Source organism: Propionivibrio sp. (genome assembly GCF_017995515.1).
GTDB lineage: Bacteria > Pseudomonadota > Gammaproteobacteria > Burkholderiales > Rhodocyclaceae > Propionivibrio.
The window spans coordinates 1-17,795 of record NZ_JAGOIT010000042.1; the positions used below are offsets into that span (position 1 = coordinate 1).

A 17,795-nucleotide genomic window follows, 5' to 3' on the forward strand; every position below is an offset into this window, starting at 1 on the left:
TCTACAAATCCTTTACCGTCCTCGGCACGCAGGCGCTTTTCGGCTACGAGGCCGCCGGTGGCGTGCAATTCCTGACCGAATTGCTGGCGTCAGGCGACATCGACCTGCTCTACGACCACCGCCAGAAGATGACGTTGGTTTCCAGCAAGCTGGACGGACAGGGCCTGCTCGGCCTGCTGAAGCGTGCCGACCGCAGTTTCGAGTGCATCCGCAAGCGCGGCTTCCGCGCCGCCAACGCCGGCCAGTTCATGGTCGACCTGATCGTACCGCCGCGCGGCATGCACGTCGGCGACCCGGTCAGTTTCGCGGAGGATGACCTCGTCGCCGCCGAGGTTCCCGGCCTGCAATGGCTGCTCAACGCGCCAAAGCTCGACACCGTCGCCGTCGACGAGACCGGTTGGCCGACCCCGCTGCGCGTTCCCGATCCGCGCGCGTTCGCCCTGCACAAAGCCTGGCTGGCCAGTCGCCCGGACCGGGACGCAATCAAGAAACCTCGCGACCTCGCACAGGCACGTGCAGTCGCCGCCTTGGTTCGCGAACACATGCCTCATCTGCCGTTCAGCGAGGCGATCAGTTCATTGCATGGGGATGTGCGGGGGTTGGTGGATGTATTGTGATGGACCACTATTGCTCTGGCCCGATGAAGTAGAAAGTCGCCGTCATACCGGCGAAAGCCGGTATCCAGTATCGGAGAGCAGCCACCGACCTGGACCCCGGCTTTCGCCGGGGTGACGAGTTCATACATCTTCGGGCCTCATCAATAGCGTTCTCCGCCGGAGAAATGCCGGCTCTGCAGCGCATTCCGCCACGTCGCCTCGTCGAACAGCAGGTCGCACGCCAGCTCCACCCGGTTGCCGCCTTCCAGCGTGAACTCCCCGCCGCGCACGTGCCGTTTGTCGCTGAACGCCGCTGAAAGCCGTTCGAGCAGCGCCTGCTTGTAGCGCGTGTCGTCCGAGCCGCCGAGGTGCAGGCCCTTGGTCTCCAGCAGCACGAGCTTTTCGACGCCCGGCTCGGCGACACAGGCGAAGACGAAGTCGGGATAGACCTTGTGGCGCTTCCAGCCCTGCAGGCCGTACTGCGATTTCGCCACGTTGCGGTGCCACCAGCGCAGCGCCTGCTGGCTGTCGAGGTAGCCGGCGCAGGCGAGTTCGTAGGCGTTCATGTCGGGCGAGCGCAGGGCCGGTTCGAGCAGGCTCTTTTCCACCGGCCGGTGGTCGTCGCGCATGATCGGCAACTCGGCGGCCCTGGCCGGCAGCGCCAGCGTCGCTGCCGACGGCAGTTCGAAATCGGCCGCGTCGGCGCGCAGCGCGAATTCGACGCGGCCCTCAGCCACCAGCGCGAGAAACGCCGCCTCGGCGAGCCGGTCGCGTTCGCGTTCGACGTCGATGCGCAAGCGCTCGATCAGCGCGGCGCTCGATCCGGCCAGCCGCGTCTCGCTGCAGCCGCCGCCGAGCAGGCGGGCGACGACGGCATCGACCCAACCCCATACCTGCCAGGCATTCGGCGCGAGGTCGAGCAGCGCGCGCACGATGCGCGCGCGATCGAGGCGGCCGCCGTTGTCCGCATCGCCGTTGCGGTCGCGCAGCACCCCGCCGCGTCCGAGGATCGACAGGTCGACGTCGAAACGCTCGCTCATCGCGTAGGGGTCGTCCGGCGCCCAGTCGCGCGCCAGCGCCGCGGCATCGACGCGCTCCCACGCCACGCGGGCGAGGATGTCGCTCTCGTAGTCCAGCTCGCGGCGCCCATTGTTCTCGGTGTTTTCGACCCACGTCACCTTCGGCACGAACAGACGCAAACCGGCAAACCCGGCGCGGCGTGTCTGGCGTACTTCCTGTTGCCCGGTCGACGACGTCTCCCCGTCGCTCACCGTCAGCGCCAGGTCGCCCATGCCCTCGTCCTCCAGCGATTTCTTGATCGCCCGCACGACCTCGCCGGTGCGCGCGTCGTGGCACAGCACGTAGCAGGCGTCGAGCGCCTCGCGCCCGGTCTTGGCCACCTGCGGCTGGCGCAGGATGCGGCCGACCAGCTGCATCATCGCCGCCGGGTTGCGGCCGGCGGCCAGCGCGCACAGCACGTAGGCGAAGGGGCAATCCCAGCCTTCCTGCAGCGCCTGCTTGGTGATGATCACGCGCACCTCGCACTGGCTGGAGAGCAGGTCGATGTTTTCCGGCTGCGCGAGGTCGTTCTTCTCGGCGGTCTTGATCGCAATCTGCCGCTCGGACAACCCGAGCTGCAGGAGATACGCGCGCGCGTCCTCGGCGTGGATGAAGCCGGCGTCGCGCAGGTCCGCGCCGGTGCGCTCGACCTGCACCAGCAGGATCGGCCGGATGTAACGCGCCGTCTCGCCCTGCAGGACCTGCGCCTCGCGCTGCAGGGTTTCCAGTCGTTGCACCGCCGCCGCCAGGCAGCTCTGCCAGTCGTTCCAGTGCTGCACGTCGACGTGGATCGGCAGCTTGATCATCTGCGCCTCATCGAGATCCGCGCCGCGCACGTCGACCAGGATGTTCGAGCCGCTGCCCTTGGCGGAGGCCACGCGCGGCGTCGCCGAGAGTTCGAGCAGGAAGCACGGATTGAAACCGTCGAGCGTCCTCAGCGCGTTCTCGGTGTACGCGTGATGGCCCTCGTCCATCACCACCAGCGGCCGCAGCAGGCGCATCACGTTGCCGAGCGAGCTCTTGACGACGCTGCCCTTCTGCGCCCGCGCCTCCTCCTGACTTTGCCCCCAGGCGGCATACACGTCGAGGTTCGGCACCTGTTCGAGCAGCGCCCAGTGCGCGTCGAGATCGTCATCGCGCGGCAGGAAGCCGCGCACGTTGCCGCGGTCGCGGAAGAAGCGCAGCGTCTCCTTGCTCTGCCGCGCGGCCGAGGCGAGCATCAGCACCATCACGCAGAGATGACTCTCGACGTCGAGGCGCGACAGCGGCGAGTTCTTCTCCAGGATCTTCACCCGCCCCGCCCCGGCCACATTGAGAATCTGCCGGTACGGATGGTCGCGGTCGGCCAGCGCCTTCAGCGTCTGCCGGTAGATCGCCTCGTTCGGCACGATCCACAGCACCAGCCCGGTGTGGCGGCCAAGGTACGCAGAAAACACGCGCGCCACGGCCGACGCCGCGAGCAGCGTCTTGCCGCCACCCGTCGGCACCTTCAGGCACACGTTCGGAATCGGCCGGCCCGCGCCGTCGAAGCGGCTCGAATGCGGGCGCTCGGCGAACGCCGGCGGCAGCAGCCGGCGCGCGTTCAACGCCTGCCAGGCCTGCTTCGGAAAATCGCCCGCCTCGCGCGCCAGGTCGGCCATGTTCTCCATCGCGCGCAGCGCCTTTTGCGCCGCCTGCGCCGTCGCCGCCTTCTTCTTCAGTTCGTCGATGTAGTCGCCGAGCGCGGCCAGCACGCGGCTCTGGAAATCCTTGAGCGCGATGCCGCCGACCGCCTCGACGTTCGCCGCGTGGCGGCGGGGTTGCCAGAAGAGCTTGCGGTCGCGTTCGATCCGAGCGCGGAAATCATCGTTGCCAATTGTTTGCCAGCGCGTAATGTCCAAGTCGTATATCAAACCGTCGTCCTGAATTTCCAGCTTCAGGTGGACGTAATCGCCATCCGACATGGACGGCGCATCGATGCACAAATCAATATCCGAGTCCGGCCGGTGACTGCCGCGCGCACGCGAGCCATAGACCCAGACCCTTTCGATACCAGGCGGCGCCTGATCGAAGAATTCGCGCAATCTCTTCGCGATACCGGGCGCAATGCCAAAGTCGTCGATCACCGGTCAGCGCTCCTGCATCAGCTTGTCGTGCAATGTATCAAGTGCGGGAATCGCCGTTGATCTGACGAATGCCGACAAGGCGATGGCGTGAGCTTCGTCGTAGGCGTGAACAACGCTGTTGCGCGCATCGCGCAGGTCTTTCCAGAGCGCCGGATCGGTGATCCACGCGAGCTTGAACGCCGTCTCCAGCGTCGCGAAAGCCAGGCGTGGCGTCTCCCGGTCGCCGAGATCGGACATTGCCTGCCGCATCGACTGCCACGCCATTTCAAAGGTGAAGACGTAGCGCAGCAGCAGTGAGTCGCGAACGATCTTGTCTTCCTCCAGCGCAGCCGCTTCCTTCAGCGCAGCCAACGCATCCGAGAATTTTCTCAATTCGAGCAAGGTACGATCCGAGTACTTAACCTTAACCATCTCACGCCTCCCGATACAGCGCGAACGGCAGCGGGGCGAAGTCGATGCCGTGGTCCTTGAGTTGCCGGTTGCTCATGTACTTGGCCGGCGCGAAGACGAGGTGACCCTTCGGCTCGCCGCGCGGCGCGTCGTAGGCGAGGCCCCAGCGGCGGAAGGCATCGGCCACCGACAGCGTCAGCGCCGCCTCCGGACTTTTCAGGAAGGCGAGTTCCGGGCGATAGATCAGCCACACGTGCCTGTCGGCTGCCTCGCCGAGATACCAGAGCGGCGCGTCTGCGGCAACAGCAGGCAGCACGCCGCCGGTCGCCGTATAGAACAGCCACGCGCCGAGCGCGTCGAAGGCCGGCAGCGACTCGCCGGAGAGCAACTTTTCCAGCTCCACCGCCGCGCCGAGCGTGCAATAGGTGAATTCGCCGCTGAGGCCCGGCGCGCGATCGGAGATCTGGCGCACGCCTTCGACGCGCAGCACGCCGTCGTCGAGCTTCACCTCGATCTTGCCGAAGCGGCGCGGTTTCTTCGCGCTGCCCTGATCGGCAAGATCGCCTGGCGTCTCGGCCAAGCCGTGCTCGCGGCGGATCGCCTCGATCTTCTCCAGCCAGGCATCGGCCTTTTTGAACTGGGTGAAGGTGATCTTCTCTTCGAGCAGCGTCTCGCGCTGCGTGCCGACCCAGGCGTAACCCTTGATCGCCCGGCGCACGCGCTCGGCGGTCAGCCGGTCGGCGTAGTCCTCGCCCTCGACGAGGATGAAGCGCCGCCGCCCGCCGTCGCGGGCGTTGGCCTTGAGCACCGCATGCGCGGTGGTACCGGAGCCGGCGAAGGAGTCGAGGACGAGGGCGTCTGATTGGGTACCGATCGCCAGCACACGCTCAACCAATCCGGTCGGCTTAGGCGTAACAAATATCTCGTGCTCTGTCCCACTGGCGAGCACATTCAGAAGCTCTGTCTTTGCGTTGCGGGTACTTCCAACGACTTGCCAAGGCCAAATAGTCTGCGGAACCACGCCATCCTTTACCTCCGACAGAAAACGTTTGATATTTGGGGCAGCATTTCCGTCGACTCCCCACCATATCCGGTTGTCGGCGTCCATTTCCTCAAATTTCTCTTTGCTAATACGCCAGTATTTGCCTTTAGGCGGCCCGTCTATTACTCGTCCTTTTGGTGTCGTTATTGAATAAAGCCCTTTGGAGTACGGGTTGCGTGCATCAAGGTCGCTCAGAAGCCAAGAACCTCGTGGATCGTTGTCCGGGTTCTGGTATCTGGCCAGCATCTCTTCCGTTCGAGGCAGGAGATTAAGCGACCATTGGTCTACGTTCTTGGCATAGACGATCACATAGTCATGATCGACACTGAAATGCTCCGCGGTGTTTTTCGGGCTATCCATCTTGTGCCACACACAGGTAGCAACGAAGTTCTCCTCCCCAAAAATCTCATCCAGCATCATCCGCGCCCGGTGCACCTCGTTGTCGTCGAGCGTCATCCACAGCGAGCCGGTCTCCGAGAGCAGCTCGCGCAGCAGCACGAGGCGCGGCCACATCATGCACAGCCATTTGTCGTGGCGCAGCAGGTCTTCGCCGTCGACGGGGTTGGTCGACAGCCATTCCTTCATGATCGGCGAATTGACGTTGTCGCTGTAGCACCAGCCTTCGTTGCCGGTGTTGTACGGCGGGTCGATGAAGACGAGGTCGACTGCGCCGGCGTAGCGCGGCAGCAGGCTTTTCAGCGCGTGCAGGTTGTCGCCGTGGATCACCAGATTGCTCGCCAGGTCGGCCGGGCCGACGCCCTTTTCGGCGTGCGGAATCAGCGGCCGGTACGGCACACCGAGGTGGTGGTTGTAGACGTATTCCTTCCCCTTGAAGACGATCTCGGGCATGGCGGACTCGGGCGGCGGGTTGATCTGCGAAGTGCAGGAGTTTAGCGCATGGTCCGGCGGGCGGTCAGCCTGGCATGTGGCGTAACCCCCACCCCAGCGGCGCGAGGGCGCAGTTCGCTGCGCGAAATCGGCGCTTATTCCAGCGACTCCGCCCAATCGCCCGGGAAACCCGGCTCCTACCGGAGGCCGGTAATGCGCAATGAGTTTCGACAGGAGCGCACCCCAAGGGTACTTCCTGCGGGGCGCAGATTTTCTGCGCGATGCGGCGGTTGATGCTCCGGCGCGGTTATCGCCCAGTGAAACTGGGCTCCTACAGGTGGCCGGTGATGCGTGGTGGGTTTCGTAGGAGCGCAGCCCGCCGCGGGGTCGCGCGGGCCGTCGGGGAAGACGTGGCCGAGGCGGCTATCCAGAACAACCGCGGCCAAGGCGCAAAGATCGCAAGGGAAGCAAGGAATCGACCGCGCCTGATGATGCTCCCCGGGAGTGAGCGAGGTTGATACGCGCTGTTCGCGCAGCGCTTGGCGTTTCTTTGCGAGCCTTTGCGCCTTTGCGGTGAAACACTGCGTTTTTCAGGTTCACGCCGACCACAGCGCCGCCTGCAACGACGCGATGAGCCGCGGGAAGCGCTCGGCCAGCGGCTGCAGCGCGGATTGCACCGCGGCGTCGTCGCGCGCGCGAAGGGCCTCGTGCAGTTCGTTGAGCCGGGAATGAATCGCCTGCGCGCCGAGGTTGCCGGTCGAGCCTTTGAGCGTGTGCACGATTTCCGCCGCCGACACCAGCTCGCCGCGCCCGATCAGTTCTGCCATGCGCTCGACGTCATCCTTGTGGTGCGTGACGAAGAGCTGGACCAGGCGCAGGTAGCTCGGCAGTCGTCCGTTGAAGAAGCGCAGGCCGGCCTCCACGTCGAGACCGGGGATGCACGCCAGACGCGCGCGCACGGCTTCGTCGGCATCCGGTTCCACGGGTGCGGGGGTAACCGGGGCCGCCGCCCCCGCGCCGGCACGAACAGACGGGACCGCTGGCGGCAGCCATTTGACGAGCAAGGCGAAGAGCTGGTCGGGGTCGACCGGCTTGGCGACGTGGTCGTTCATGCCGGCCAGTTCGGCGGCCTGACGGTCTTCGTCGAAGGCGTTGGCGGTCATCGCCAGAATGGGGACGTCCTGCCAGCCCGGCAACGCGCGGATGGCGCGGGTTGCCTCCATGCCGTTGAGATGGGGCATCTGCACGTCCATCAGTACGAGGTCGTAGCGCTGCCGGCGCGCGAGTTCGAGCGCGACCCGGCCGTCGGCGGCGACATCGACGGTGAGGCCGACGCTGTGCAGCAGTTCAAGGGCGACCTCACAGTTGATGTCGTTATCTTCCGCGAGCAGCAAACGCGCCGGAGACGGCCGTTCGCGCAGCTGCCGTTCGGCGTCGGCCGGCGGCACGGCGACCGGCGGCAGGATGCCGCGCCCGCGCTGCACGCGCGCGGTGAACCAGAAGGTGCTGCCCCCGCCCGGCGTACTCTCGGCGCCGGCCTCGCCGCCCATGAGCTCGGCCAGACGCCGGGTGATGGAAAGGCCAAGGCCGGTGCCGCCGAACTCGCGCGTCGTCGAGACGTCGGCCTGCGCGAACGCTTCGAACAGTTGCGGCAGGCGCGCGGCGTCGATGCCGACGCCGGTATCGCTGACGGAAAAACGGATCAGCAAGTCGTCGCCGCAGTCTTCGAGCAGGCGGGCGGCGAGCGTGATGTGGCCGTGTTGCGTGAACTTGAGCGCGTTGCCAGCGTAGTTGAGCAGCGCCTGACGCAACCGCATGACGTCGCCGCGCAGCCAGACGGGCACGCCCTCGGTGTCGATTCGGATCTCCAGTCCCTTGGCGCGTGCCGCTTCACCGAGAATGGAGCGCACGTGGTCGAGCACGTCGGGGAGCGGAAAATCGCTGTGTTCCAGCTGCAGCTTGCCGGCCTCGATCTTGGAGATGTCGAGGATGTCGTTGATGATCGAGAGCAGGTGTTTGCCGGCCGCGTCGATCTTGCCCAGCCGCTCGACCTGCGTCGGCGTGGCCTCGTTGCGCATCAGGTGCGTGAGACCGAGGATGGCGTTCAACGGCGTGCGGATTTCGTGCGACGTGTTGCTGAGGAAGGCGCTCTTCGCTTCGCTGGCGGCCTCGGCGCCTATCTTGGCGGCGGCGAGCTCGGTGGTGCGCTCGGCAACACGCGTCTCCAGCGCGGCGTTGAGGTCGCGAACCTCGACGATGCGCGCTTCGACGGCTTCGGTCATGTGGTTGAAATCGGCGGCGAGTTCGGTCAGCTCGTCCGAGCCGCGCACATTGACGCGGGCGCCGAGATCGCCTTCGGCAACGCGGCGCGCCGTCGCACGCAAGGACTCGATGCGACGCAGGACAAAGCGGTCCATGAAATAGCCGAGCACGAGGAAGGTGCACAACAGGGTCAGCCCGTCGCGAATCAGGTCCGAGCGGAAGCGCTGTGCGACCATGGCGTCGTAGCGCTCCATCGGCAGCCTGATGCTCATCACGCCGCGCAAGTCGCCAATCTTGTAGTCGTAGGAAGCGGCGGGATACGCCCGACGGATGCTGGCCGGCGCCGCGCTCTCCGCACCGTGGCACTTCAGGCAGTAGCCTTCGACCCAGATCGGCGCGGTGTAATGGAACCAGCGCTTTCCGTTGCGCTCGACAATCGGCTCGGAGCGCTCCTTGACCTGCGGGTTGGATCGATAGAAATCCATCGCCGCCAGTTCGAACGCGTCGGCGCGGTTGGCCGGGTTGCGCGAACGGTCGGAGACGTTGTTGAAGCGGTAGCCGTTCTCGGTCCACGCCTTGTATTCGGTGGAAATCCGCGCCATCGCATGCGCCGGCAGAAAGCCCACCGTCGCCTCGGTGACCGGCAGGCCGCTCTGGATGAACTGCTGGTGATAGACGCGGCGCGTGGCCATGAGGATGCCGCGGATGGTATGGACGTCGATCTCCAGCTCGCTGCGCTGGTCGTCCTGAATCTGGCGCCAGGTGATCGCAAGGTCTCCCCCGAGGATGACCAGCAGCGTCACCCCGAGAATCATCCACATTCGTGTGCGCAGTTTCATGATGTCTGAGCGAAACGTTTATCGTGTCCGCCTTTATCGCCCAGCCAGCGCAGCAGGCAGGCAAACAGCAGATCCGGGTTGAAGGGCTTGGCGACAAAGTCGTTCATCCCGGCGGCGACGCAACGCGCCTTGTCTTCGACAAGGGCGTTGGCGGTCATCGCCAGAATCGGCGTCGCGCCGTAACCGGGCAACGCGCGCAGCCGGCGCGCGGCGTCGAGACCGTTGAGCCGGGGCATCTGCACGTCCATCAGGATCAAGGCGTAGTCGTTCGCCGCCGCCAGTTCGAGCGCCTGCTCGCCGTCTTCCGCGACATCGACGACGAGGCCCGACGCTTCGAGGAAGAACTGCACGACCCCCCGATTCAAGGCCTCGTCGTCGGCGATGAGGACGCGCGCGCCGGCGTGGCGCTGGCGGATCAGCGCCTCGGCGTCGGTGATCACGGGCACGGGCGCGCTCGCCGCTTCGGCGGACGCCTTCTCCAGTCGCGCCGTAAACCAGAAGGTGCTGCCGACGCCCGGCGTGCTGTCGACGCCGACCTCGCCGCCCATCTGTTCGGCGAGGCGCCGGGTGATCACCAGACCGAGGCCGGCGCCGCCGTACTTGCGCGTGCTCGAATTGTCGGCCTGCTCGAAAGCACTGAACAGTCGCGCCAACGCGTCCGGTGCGATGCCGATGCCCGTGTCCTGCACTTCGAAGCGCACACGCACGTCTGCCTCGCTATCGTCGAGCAACACGGCACGCAGCGTGACGCGGCCCGCGTCAGTAAACTTGACGGCGTTCGTCGCATAGTTGAGCAGCGCCTGTTGCAGCCGTGTCGGGTCGCCGCGCAGGTGGTCGGGGAAAGTATCGGCGCCCGCGCCGACCTCGATCCCGAGCTCGAGGCCTTTATCGCGCGCCGCTTGTGCGACCAGCTGCGCAACGTCGTTGATCAGGGGTCCGATCGCCACCGGCGCACTTTCGAGAAGCAGCTTGCCGGCTTCGATCTTCGACAGATCGAGAACGTCGTTGATGATCGCGAGCAGATGCTTGCCCGCGCTGTCGATCTTTTCGAGCTTGTCGGCCTGCGCGGGCGTGACGGCGCTGCGTCGCAACAGGGTGGCCATGCCGAGGATGGCGTTCATCGGCGTGCGGAGCTCGTGGCTCATGTTGGCGAGGAAGGCGCTCTTGGCGACATTCGCCGATTCAGCGGCGAGCTTGGCGCGCATCAGCTCGGCGGTGCGCGAAGCGACGAGTTCTTCCAGATGGCCGCGGTATTGTTCGAGTTCGCGCTCCGCACGGCGGCGCGCGCTGACGTCGTTGACGATCGAGACGAGCAGCGGCCGCTCGTTGTCGCCGATCGACGTGAGGTGCACTTCGACGTCGCGCATCTCGCCCGACGCCAGCCGATGCCTGAATTCAAAGTCCTTGCACTCGCCGCGCAGGGCGCGCTCGCGCGCCCTGGCGGTTTCCTCCGGGGGCAAGGTATTGATGGCGGAAATCGACATTTGCAGCAATTCGTCGCGCGCGTAGCCGTAGAACTCGACCGCCGAGCGGTTGGCGTCGACAATCGCGCCACTGGCGGGTTCGATGAGCAGCATCACCGAGGAATTTTGCTCAAAGAGGTCGCGAAAGCGCGCTTCGCACTGTTCGCGCCGATGAATTTCCTCTTGCTGCTGGCGGTTGGCGATCGCCAGCTCGGCCGTGCGCGCCTGCACCTGCGCGCGCAGCGTGCGCAGCCACAGATAGGCGGCGCCACCGGCCAGAACAAGCGCGCCGAGTACGGCCAGGGTGACGATCGAATAGGGCGGATAATCCAGCTCGCTTGCCGACTGGATCACCTCTTGCGCGATCGATGGCGGCGCGCCGAGGAAGAGCGCGCAGAACACGACCATGCATCGGCGGCAAATCCACCCGAAGCAACCGAAGCGATCGGCCAGACGAAGGTCACGCATGGCGGGCGCGCGCGAAGTCATGATATTGATAACGAATCCAGAGTCATTGCTGGCGGCGGTTGCCGAATGCTTCCGGCGGGAGCCGATTCATCCTGAAAACGCAGTTCTTCACCGCAAAGGCGCAAAGAGGCAAAGGTTCGCAAAGAAAATCAAAGTGCTACACGAACGGCGCGTATCTTCCATCGTCACCCCTACGGTGAATGATCAAATACGACCCACCCGTTGTTTCCTTTGCGATCTTTACGCCTTTGCGGTGAGGTTTTCAGGCTCATTCTAGCAGCAGGAACGCGGCGTCAGACCACGATTGCAGAGGCAGCAATGCCGTTTTGCGCGGCATAATGTGACTTCGTGACCTACGCGGCGCGAAAGAAATGCACTCCCGGCAAAGGGACCGCCGCACCGGCAGCACGCCTCACCCTGCACGCACGCGACATTCAGCTGTCACTCGCCCTGTCTCCGCCACGAAAGGACCCTCCCATGCGCCATCTGACCCAGTCGTTCGTCTTGCTCGCCGGCATCCTGGCGACCTCCATCGCGCCCGTTCCGGCGCTCGCCGGCGAATCCGCGCTGCGCATCGACGATCCGTACGTCCGCCTCGTCCCGCCCGGCACGACGACTACCGGCGCCTTCATGACCATCCACAACGCCAGCAGCGCCGAGCGCAAGCTGGTCAAGGCGACGAGCCCGGTCTCGGACAAGGTTCAGCTGCACACGCACATGAACGACAACGGCGTGATGAAGATGCGCGAGATCCCGGAGATTGTCGTACCGGCCAGCGGCAAGGTCGAACTCAAGCCCGGCAGCTATCACATCATGCTGATCGAGATGAAGAGCGAACTGAAGGAAGGCGATCAAGTGCCGATCACGATGAGTTTCGATGACGGAAGCACATCACGGATCGAGGCGACCGTACGCAAGCTGTCGATGACGATGCCGGCGCCCCACAAGATGGACGCCGGCGGGATGAAACACTGAGAAGTTGCGAATAACTGCCGAAACACCCACCACAGCGTCACAGCCGTAGGGTGTGCAACGCCCGGCGTTGCGCACCGTTCCCGCACCGTTCCAACTGAGAGGTTGTGAACACACCTACCACAGAGTCACAGAGACGCAGAGTTTTCGCAGAGAAAACCTTTGGAAACGGTGCCTTTCCTCTGCGTTTCCTCCGCGCCTCTGCGGTGGGGTTTGAGTTTTTTCACAGACTCCGAGCACTATTGATCCGGGCCCAGGAAGCCTCAACTCCCGTTCGGGCTGAGCCTGTCGAAGCCCGATCAATAAGCGCTTAGCGCCTCAGCTCGGCGACGAAGTCGTAGTAGTCGCTGCGGCACCAGGTGTGCGTGATCTCGACGGCGCGCCCGTCGTCGAGGTAGCCGACGCGGGTGATGAAGAGCAGCGCCTGCCCGAGCGGGATGCCGAGCAGTTCCGCCTGGCGCGAGTTGGCGTTGGCGGCGCGGATGTGCTGCAAGGCGCGCACCGGAACCGTGTTGCGTTCGAGCAGGTAGTTGTAGAGCGAGTCCTTGACGCCTTCCGGGTCCGGCACCACGGAGACGGGCAGCGCGCTCGCCTCGTAGGCCATCGGCGTCGCGTCGGCGAGGCGCACGCGCTCGAGGCGCGCGACGCGCGTACCGGGCGAAAGGCCAAGCGCGACCATTTCCTCCGGCATCGCCGGTCCGACGACACGGCGGATCCAGCGCGAGTGCGGCTCGAAGCCGCGCTGCTTCAGTTCTTCGGTAAAGCTGGTCAGGCGCGTCAGCGGCTGTTCCAGCATCGGCGCGATGTAGTTGCCCGAGCCGTGCCGGCGCACGATCAGCCCTTCGTCGACCAGCGCGCCGATCGCCTTGCGCGCGGTGACGCGCGAGATGCCAAGCCGCTCTGCGAGTACACGTTCCGACGGCAGCGCGTCGTCAACGCTGAATCGGCGCTCGCGGATCATGCGGGCCAGGCCGTTGCGCACCTGCAGATAGAGATGAGAAGACGACGCCGGGTCGAGCTTGAGTTCCGAGACCAGTGAATCGGTCAGATCGATTTCAGGAGCGTCGCTCGACATGGTGAGTTTGGCAATCGTGGGAAGTGGGAATAAGGCTTCTTGCGGCGGTGGATGATACCACTCTGCCTCAAGGGGCATTTTCAGCAGCTAGTGAGAATCTTCGCAATAATGACCGACGAGCCAGTTACCGTTCGTGGTGAGCCTGTCGAAGGGCATGAACAGGCGCCCTACGGGTGTCACGCCCTTCGACAAGCTCAGGGCGAGCGGTGATTGACAACCATCAGTCACTTACACGAAAGCCCATGAAACAAGTCGCCAGCACCGCATGCGTACGCATACCAGCACTGGCGACTGTCCTAATGCACCGTTACCTGCCTCAAGCGGTGATCAGCTTGTGCATGGCCGAGGCGATCAGCTCGGCCTTCGGCCCGATGATGATCTGCACGTTCTGGTTGTTGAGGCGGATCACGCCACTCGCGCCGGCGCGCTTGGCGGCGGCCTCGTCGACCTTGGACGCGTCCTTCAGCGTCAGGCGCAGGCGGGTAATGCAGGCATCGACGTCGGACACGTTGGCCTTGCCGCCGATGACGGAGAGGTAGGCGTGCGCGAGGTTCTCGGCTTCGCTGCCCCCGGCGGCCGTTACGACAGGCGCAGCAGCAGCTTGCGCTTCGTCTTCGCGGCCCGGCGTCTTCAGGTTGAACGCCTTGATCACGAAGGAGAACGAGAAGTAGTAGATCGCCGAGAAGACCACGCCCTGCACGAGCAGCATGTACCAGTTCTGGGCCAGCGGGTTGCGCGCGGAAAGCACCATGTCGACGAAGCCGGCGCTGAATCCGAAGCCCGCCATCCAGTGCATCTGCGCGGCAAGGAAGACCGATACGCCAGTGAGCAGCGCATGCATGACATAGAGCAGCGGCGCGACGAACATGAAGGCGAACTCGATCGGCTCGGTGACGCCGGTGAAGAACGACGCAAAGCCCGCGGCGATCATCAGCGAGGCGACGCGCGCCTTGTTTTCCGGCTTGGCCGCGTGGTAGATCGCCATGCAGGCGCCCGGCAGGCCGAACATCATGATCGGGAAGAAGCCGGCCTGGTACATGCCGGTCACGCCGAGCACGGCCTTGCCTTCGGCAAGCGTCTTGGCGCCGCCGAGGAAGTTCGGGATGTCGTTGATGCCGGCGACGTCGAACCAGAACACGCTGTTCAGCGCGTGATGCAGGCCGACCGGGATCAGCAGACGGTTGAAGAAGCCGTAGATGCCGGCGCCGACCGAGCCGAGGCTGACGATCGACTCGCCGAAGTGCACGAGACCGCCGTAGATGACCGGCCAGATGGCCATCAGCGCGAACGAGACGAAGATCATCACGACCGAAGTAATGATCGGCACCAGACGGCGGCCGGAGAAGAAGGCCAGCGCCTTGTTCAGCTCGACGCCGCTGAAGCGGTTGTAGAGTTCCGCCGCGATGACGCCGCAGAGAATCCCGACGAACTGGTTCTCGATCTTCTTGAACGCCGCCGGAACCTGCTCGAGCGGAATCGACTGGATCTGCGCAACGACATTCGGCTTCAACAGCGTCGTCACCACCAGATAACCGACCAGACCGGCCAATGCAGCCGCGCCGTCCTTGTCCTTCGACATCCCGTACGCGACCCCGATGGCGAACAGCACCGCCATCTTGTCGATCAGCGCCGCCCCCGCCTGGATCAGGAATGCGGCGAGCGCGCTCTCGGCGCCCCAGCCGTTCGGGTCGATCCAGTAGCCGACGCCCATCATGATCGCTGCCGCCGGCAGCACCGCCACCGGGACCATCAAGGCCCGGCCGATTCGTTGCAGATACCCTAGAACACTCACTTTGATTCCCTCCTCAATGAATTATCGAAACAAACACTCTTGCGCCTTTGCGGTGCAATGCGCTTCGCTTATTGCACCCTACAAACCTTGGTAGGGCGCAATAACCAACGGGCATTGCGCCGCTTTCACCCACAGACCCCGCCCAGCCACGGCCACGCCTCCTTCACGTGCGCCCGCACCGCGTCGGCCGACGTCAGTTGCAACGCCGCCTGCGCGGCTGCGCGACACTCGCCCACATTCAAGCGGCGGACCACCGCCTTGATTTCCGGGATCACCGCCGGACTGACGGAAAGTTCGGTCACGCCGAGACCGATCAAGAGCGGCACGGCGACGGGATCGGAGGCCATGGCGCCGCACACGCCGAGCCACTTGCCGTGGCTCGCGGCACCCTGCGCGGCCTGCGCCAGAAGGCGAAGGACGGCCGGATGCAGGCCGTCGACGCGCGCGGCCAATGCCGGATTGGTGCGGTCCATACAGAGCGCGTACTGCGTGAGGTCGTTGGTGCCGACCGAGAAGAAATCGGCTTCCTGCGCCAGCTGGTCGGCGAGGATGGCGGCGGACGGCGTCTCGATCATCACGCCGAGTTCGACGCGCCCGGCGATGCCCATCTCGCGCGCCAGGCGGTCGAGTACGGCGCGCGTCGCGGCGATCTCGGCGACGTCGACCACCATCGGCAGCATGATCTTGACCGCGCTGAGCGGCTGCACGGCGAGGATCGCGCGCAGCTGTTCGACGAGCAGGGCTTGCCGCGCCAGGCACAGGCGGATGCCGCGCAGGCCGAGCGCCGGGTTTTCTTCCTCGGGCATCGGGATGTAGGGGAGCGACTTGTCGGCGCCGACGTCGAGCGTGCGGATGATCGCGCTCCGGCCGTCGAGACCGTCGATCACCGCCTGATACGCGGCGCGTTGCTCGGCTTCGTTCGGCGCCGTCTCGCGCTCGAGGAACAGGAGTTCGGTGCGCAGCAGGCCGACGGACTCGGCGCCGAGCTTGACGGCCTCCGCCGCGTCGGCCGCCGTGGCGATGTTGGCCGCGACTTCGATGCGCACGCCGTCGGCCGTCTCGGCCTTCTCGTGCGCCAGCGCCAGCACCTCGGCGCGCGCGACCGACTGGCGTTCGATGACGGCGCGCGCCGCCGCGATGCGTTCGGCCGTCGGCGCGATGTCCAGCACGCCGCGTTCGGCGTCGACGATCACATTCACGCCGTCGCGCACTTCGGCGAGCGGCAAGCCCACCGCCACCAGCGTCGGGACGCCCTGCGCGCGGGCGAGGATGGCGATGTGCGACGTCGCCCCGCCCTTGGCGGTGACGATGGCGGCGGCCCTGGCGCGCACGAGCACGGCGAAATCGGACGGCACCAGATCGTCGGCAAGCACGACGGCGTTTGCCGGCAGCTCGGGTTCGGCCGCGCTGTCGCCGGCCAGCTTGCGCAGGACCTGCCGCTCGATGTCGCGCAGGTCGGCGACACGGCCGACGAGCAGGGCATTGCCGGTGGCGACCAGCGCCGCGCATTGTGCTTCGGCCGAAGCGCGCCAGGCAAAGGCGGCGCTCTTGCCGGCGGCGATCAGGCCGCTGGCGTAGGCGAACATCTCGGGGTCGTCGGCGAGCACGCGATGCGCCGCGAAGATCTCGGCCTGTTCGACGAAGCCGCGCCGCGCCGCCTCGGCGATCGCCGCTTCGATGTCGCCGACGACGGCGTGCAGCGCAGCGGCCAGCGCGCGGCGTTCGAGCGTCTCGCCCTCGCCCTGCTCGTTGATCGCGCCGACCGCATGATCCAGGCGCGCGGTGATGCCCATCGCCACGCCAGGCGAGGCGACGACGCCGGCCAGCTGGCCGGGAAGCAGCGAGCCGGCGGCCGCCACGGCCGGTTCGACGGCCGGCGCGGCGTGTTCCATCTCGCTCGGTGTTTCCAGCGCGATGATCGCCGCTTCGAGCGCGTCGCCGGCGTTCGCGCCGGAGGCGCTGATTTCCACTTCCTCGCCTTCGCCGATCGCCAGGCCCATGATCGCCGTCGCGCTGCGCGCGTTGGCCGTCTTGCCGTGCGCGCGCACTTCGACGGCGGCCTCGTACTTCTTGACCGCGTTGGCGAGCAGCGCACACGGACGGGCATGCAGGCCGCCGACATGACGCACCGTGGCCCAGCCGTTGGCCGTTTCCATATTTCCGGCATCAGAAACCGCTGCCGCAGCGGTCGGCGCGCCGGCAGCGACCACGCTCATCAGCGGCTCTCCGGTGGCGATCGGCCGACTGTCGCTGCGCCAGTCGATGCGGAACGCGTCACCGTTCTCGATGACCAGCATCGTGACCACGGGCTTGCCGTGGCGCTTGAGAACTTCGAGATCGAATTCGACGAGCGGCTGCCCGGCGCGCACCGCCTCGCCTTCGGCGACGCGCGGCGTGAAGCCTTCGCCCTTGAGCAGCACGGTGTCGATGCCGATGTGCAGCAGCATGCGCACGCCGTCCGCGGATTCAAGAACACACGCGTGATGCGAGCGGTGCAGCTGCGCGACGACGCCGTCACACGGCGCGTGCAGGACACCGGCGCCCGGATCGATGGCCAGGCCGTCGCCGAGCATGCGCCCGGCAAACACCGGATCGGGAACCGCCTCGAGCGGAACGACGATACCACTTGCAAAAGCAGACAGCTTCAACCGCGCAAAACCCATCAAAGTCTCCATAAACCGCGGCCGAACCTGCGACACGCAAGCAAGGACCGGACACCACCATCGGCGCAATGAAAACCAGTCTAGTACCACTTTCGTCAGACTGTCAACCACAAAATCGCCACAAAAAGATACGCTTTTACAACAAAAACAGCTCATTCGATTTTTCCGGTGAGGCGCGGCGCGGTCAACCGGCCGTCTGCGGATGACTTGACCACGCGCACAACTGGTTCTATAGTGGTTC

General features: G+C 65.6%; 10 protein-coding genes. 2 read left to right on the forward strand and 8 right to left on the reverse strand.

Annotated features, from left to right (window positions below; translation table 11 throughout):
- Positions 1-617, forward strand: a 617-nt coding sequence (locus tag KBA32_RS08730; protein WP_294357575.1) for a GSU2403 family nucleotidyltransferase fold protein, incomplete at its 5' end; no start/stop codon positions are given.
- Positions 618-757: 140 nt separating this feature from the next.
- Here the strand turns inward: KBA32_RS08730 and KBA32_RS08735 are convergent.
- The 5 genes from KBA32_RS08735 to KBA32_RS08755 all read right to left on the reverse strand — a co-directional run bounded on the left by KBA32_RS08735 (position 758) and on the right by KBA32_RS08755 (position 10,992).
- On the reverse strand, positions 758-3,760 hold the full coding sequence (locus tag KBA32_RS08735; protein ID WP_294357579.1) for a DEAD/DEAH box helicase family protein: 3,003 nt from the start codon (positions 3,758-3,760) through the stop codon (positions 758-760).
- Positions 3,761-3,763: 3 nt separating this feature from the next.
- Positions 3,764-4,171, reverse strand: coding sequence for an HI0074 family nucleotidyltransferase substrate-binding subunit (locus KBA32_RS08740; RefSeq protein ID WP_294357582.1), 408 nt, complete (start codon positions 4,169-4,171; stop codon positions 3,764-3,766).
- Between the two features lies 1 nt (position 4,172).
- Complete coding sequence (locus KBA32_RS08745; protein ID WP_294357585.1) at positions 4,173-6,041, reverse strand: site-specific DNA-methyltransferase; 1,869 nt, start codon at positions 6,039-6,041, stop codon at positions 4,173-4,175.
- 575 nt (positions 6,042-6,616) lie between these two features.
- On the reverse strand, positions 6,617-9,121 hold the full coding sequence (locus KBA32_RS08750) for a DUF3365 domain-containing protein (protein WP_294357587.1): 2,505 nt from the start codon (positions 9,119-9,121) through the stop codon (positions 6,617-6,619).
- The gene (locus KBA32_RS08755; RefSeq protein ID WP_294357591.1) at positions 9,118-10,992 is read right to left on the reverse strand and encodes an ATP-binding protein; all 1,875 of its coding nucleotides are present in this window, start codon (positions 10,990-10,992) and stop codon (positions 9,118-9,120) included. The genes KBA32_RS08750 and KBA32_RS08755 overlap by 4 nt, the downstream gene beginning before the upstream one ends.
- Positions 10,993-11,529: 537 nt before the next feature.
- Here KBA32_RS08755 and KBA32_RS08760 point away from each other — a divergent pair.
- Positions 11,530-12,027: a copper chaperone PCu(A)C gene (locus KBA32_RS08760; RefSeq protein WP_294357593.1), complete on the forward strand. Its 498-nt coding sequence runs from the start codon at positions 11,530-11,532 to the stop codon at positions 12,025-12,027.
- A gap of 307 nt (positions 12,028-12,334) precedes the next feature.
- On the opposite strand, the gene KBA32_RS08765 is transcribed toward KBA32_RS08760, so the two are convergent.
- From KBA32_RS08765 to ptsP, 3 genes are all read right to left on the reverse strand, one after another.
- Positions 12,335-13,099 carry a GntR family transcriptional regulator gene (locus KBA32_RS08765; protein ID WP_294357595.1) on the reverse strand — a complete coding sequence of 255 codons (765 nt, stop codon included), beginning with the start codon at positions 13,097-13,099 and terminating at the stop codon, positions 12,335-12,337.
- Positions 13,100-13,415: 316 nt separating this feature from the next.
- Entirely contained in the window at positions 13,416-14,891 is a 1,476-nt protein-coding gene (gene nagE, locus KBA32_RS08770; RefSeq protein WP_294357598.1) for an N-acetylglucosamine-specific PTS transporter subunit IIBC, read from the reverse strand.
- A 125-nt stretch (positions 14,892-15,016) separates the two neighbouring features.
- Positions 15,017-17,554, reverse strand: a complete 2,538-nt coding sequence (gene ptsP / locus KBA32_RS08775) for a phosphoenolpyruvate--protein phosphotransferase (RefSeq protein WP_294357601.1) — start codon at positions 17,552-17,554, stop codon at positions 15,017-15,019.
- Between the last annotated feature and the right edge of the window lie 241 nt (positions 17,555-17,795).

Coding starts and splice junctions, on each gene's coding strand:
- KBA32_RS08765 (WP_294357595.1), bottom strand. CDS start 13,099: ATGTCGAGCGACGCTCCTGAAATCGATCTGACCGATTCACTGGTCTCG.
- KBA32_RS08755 (WP_294357591.1), bottom strand. CDS start 10,992: ATGGTCGTGTTCTGCGCGCTCTTCCTCGGCGCGCCGCCATCGATCGCG.
- ptsP (WP_294357601.1), bottom strand. CDS start 17,554: ATGGGTTTTGCGCGGTTGAAGCTGTCTGCTTTTGCAAGTGGTATCGTC.
- KBA32_RS08750 (WP_294357587.1), bottom strand. CDS start 9,121: ATGAAACTGCGCACACGAATGTGGATGATTCTCGGGGTGACGCTGCTG.
- KBA32_RS08745 (WP_294357585.1), bottom strand. CDS start 6,041: ATGCCCGAGATCGTCTTCAAGGGGAAGGAATACGTCTACAACCACCAC.
- KBA32_RS08760 (WP_294357593.1), top strand. CDS start 11,530: ATGCGCCATCTGACCCAGTCGTTCGTCTTGCTCGCCGGCATCCTGGCG.
- KBA32_RS08740 (WP_294357582.1), bottom strand. CDS start 4,171: ATGGTTAAGGTTAAGTACTCGGATCGTACCTTGCTCGAATTGAGAAAA.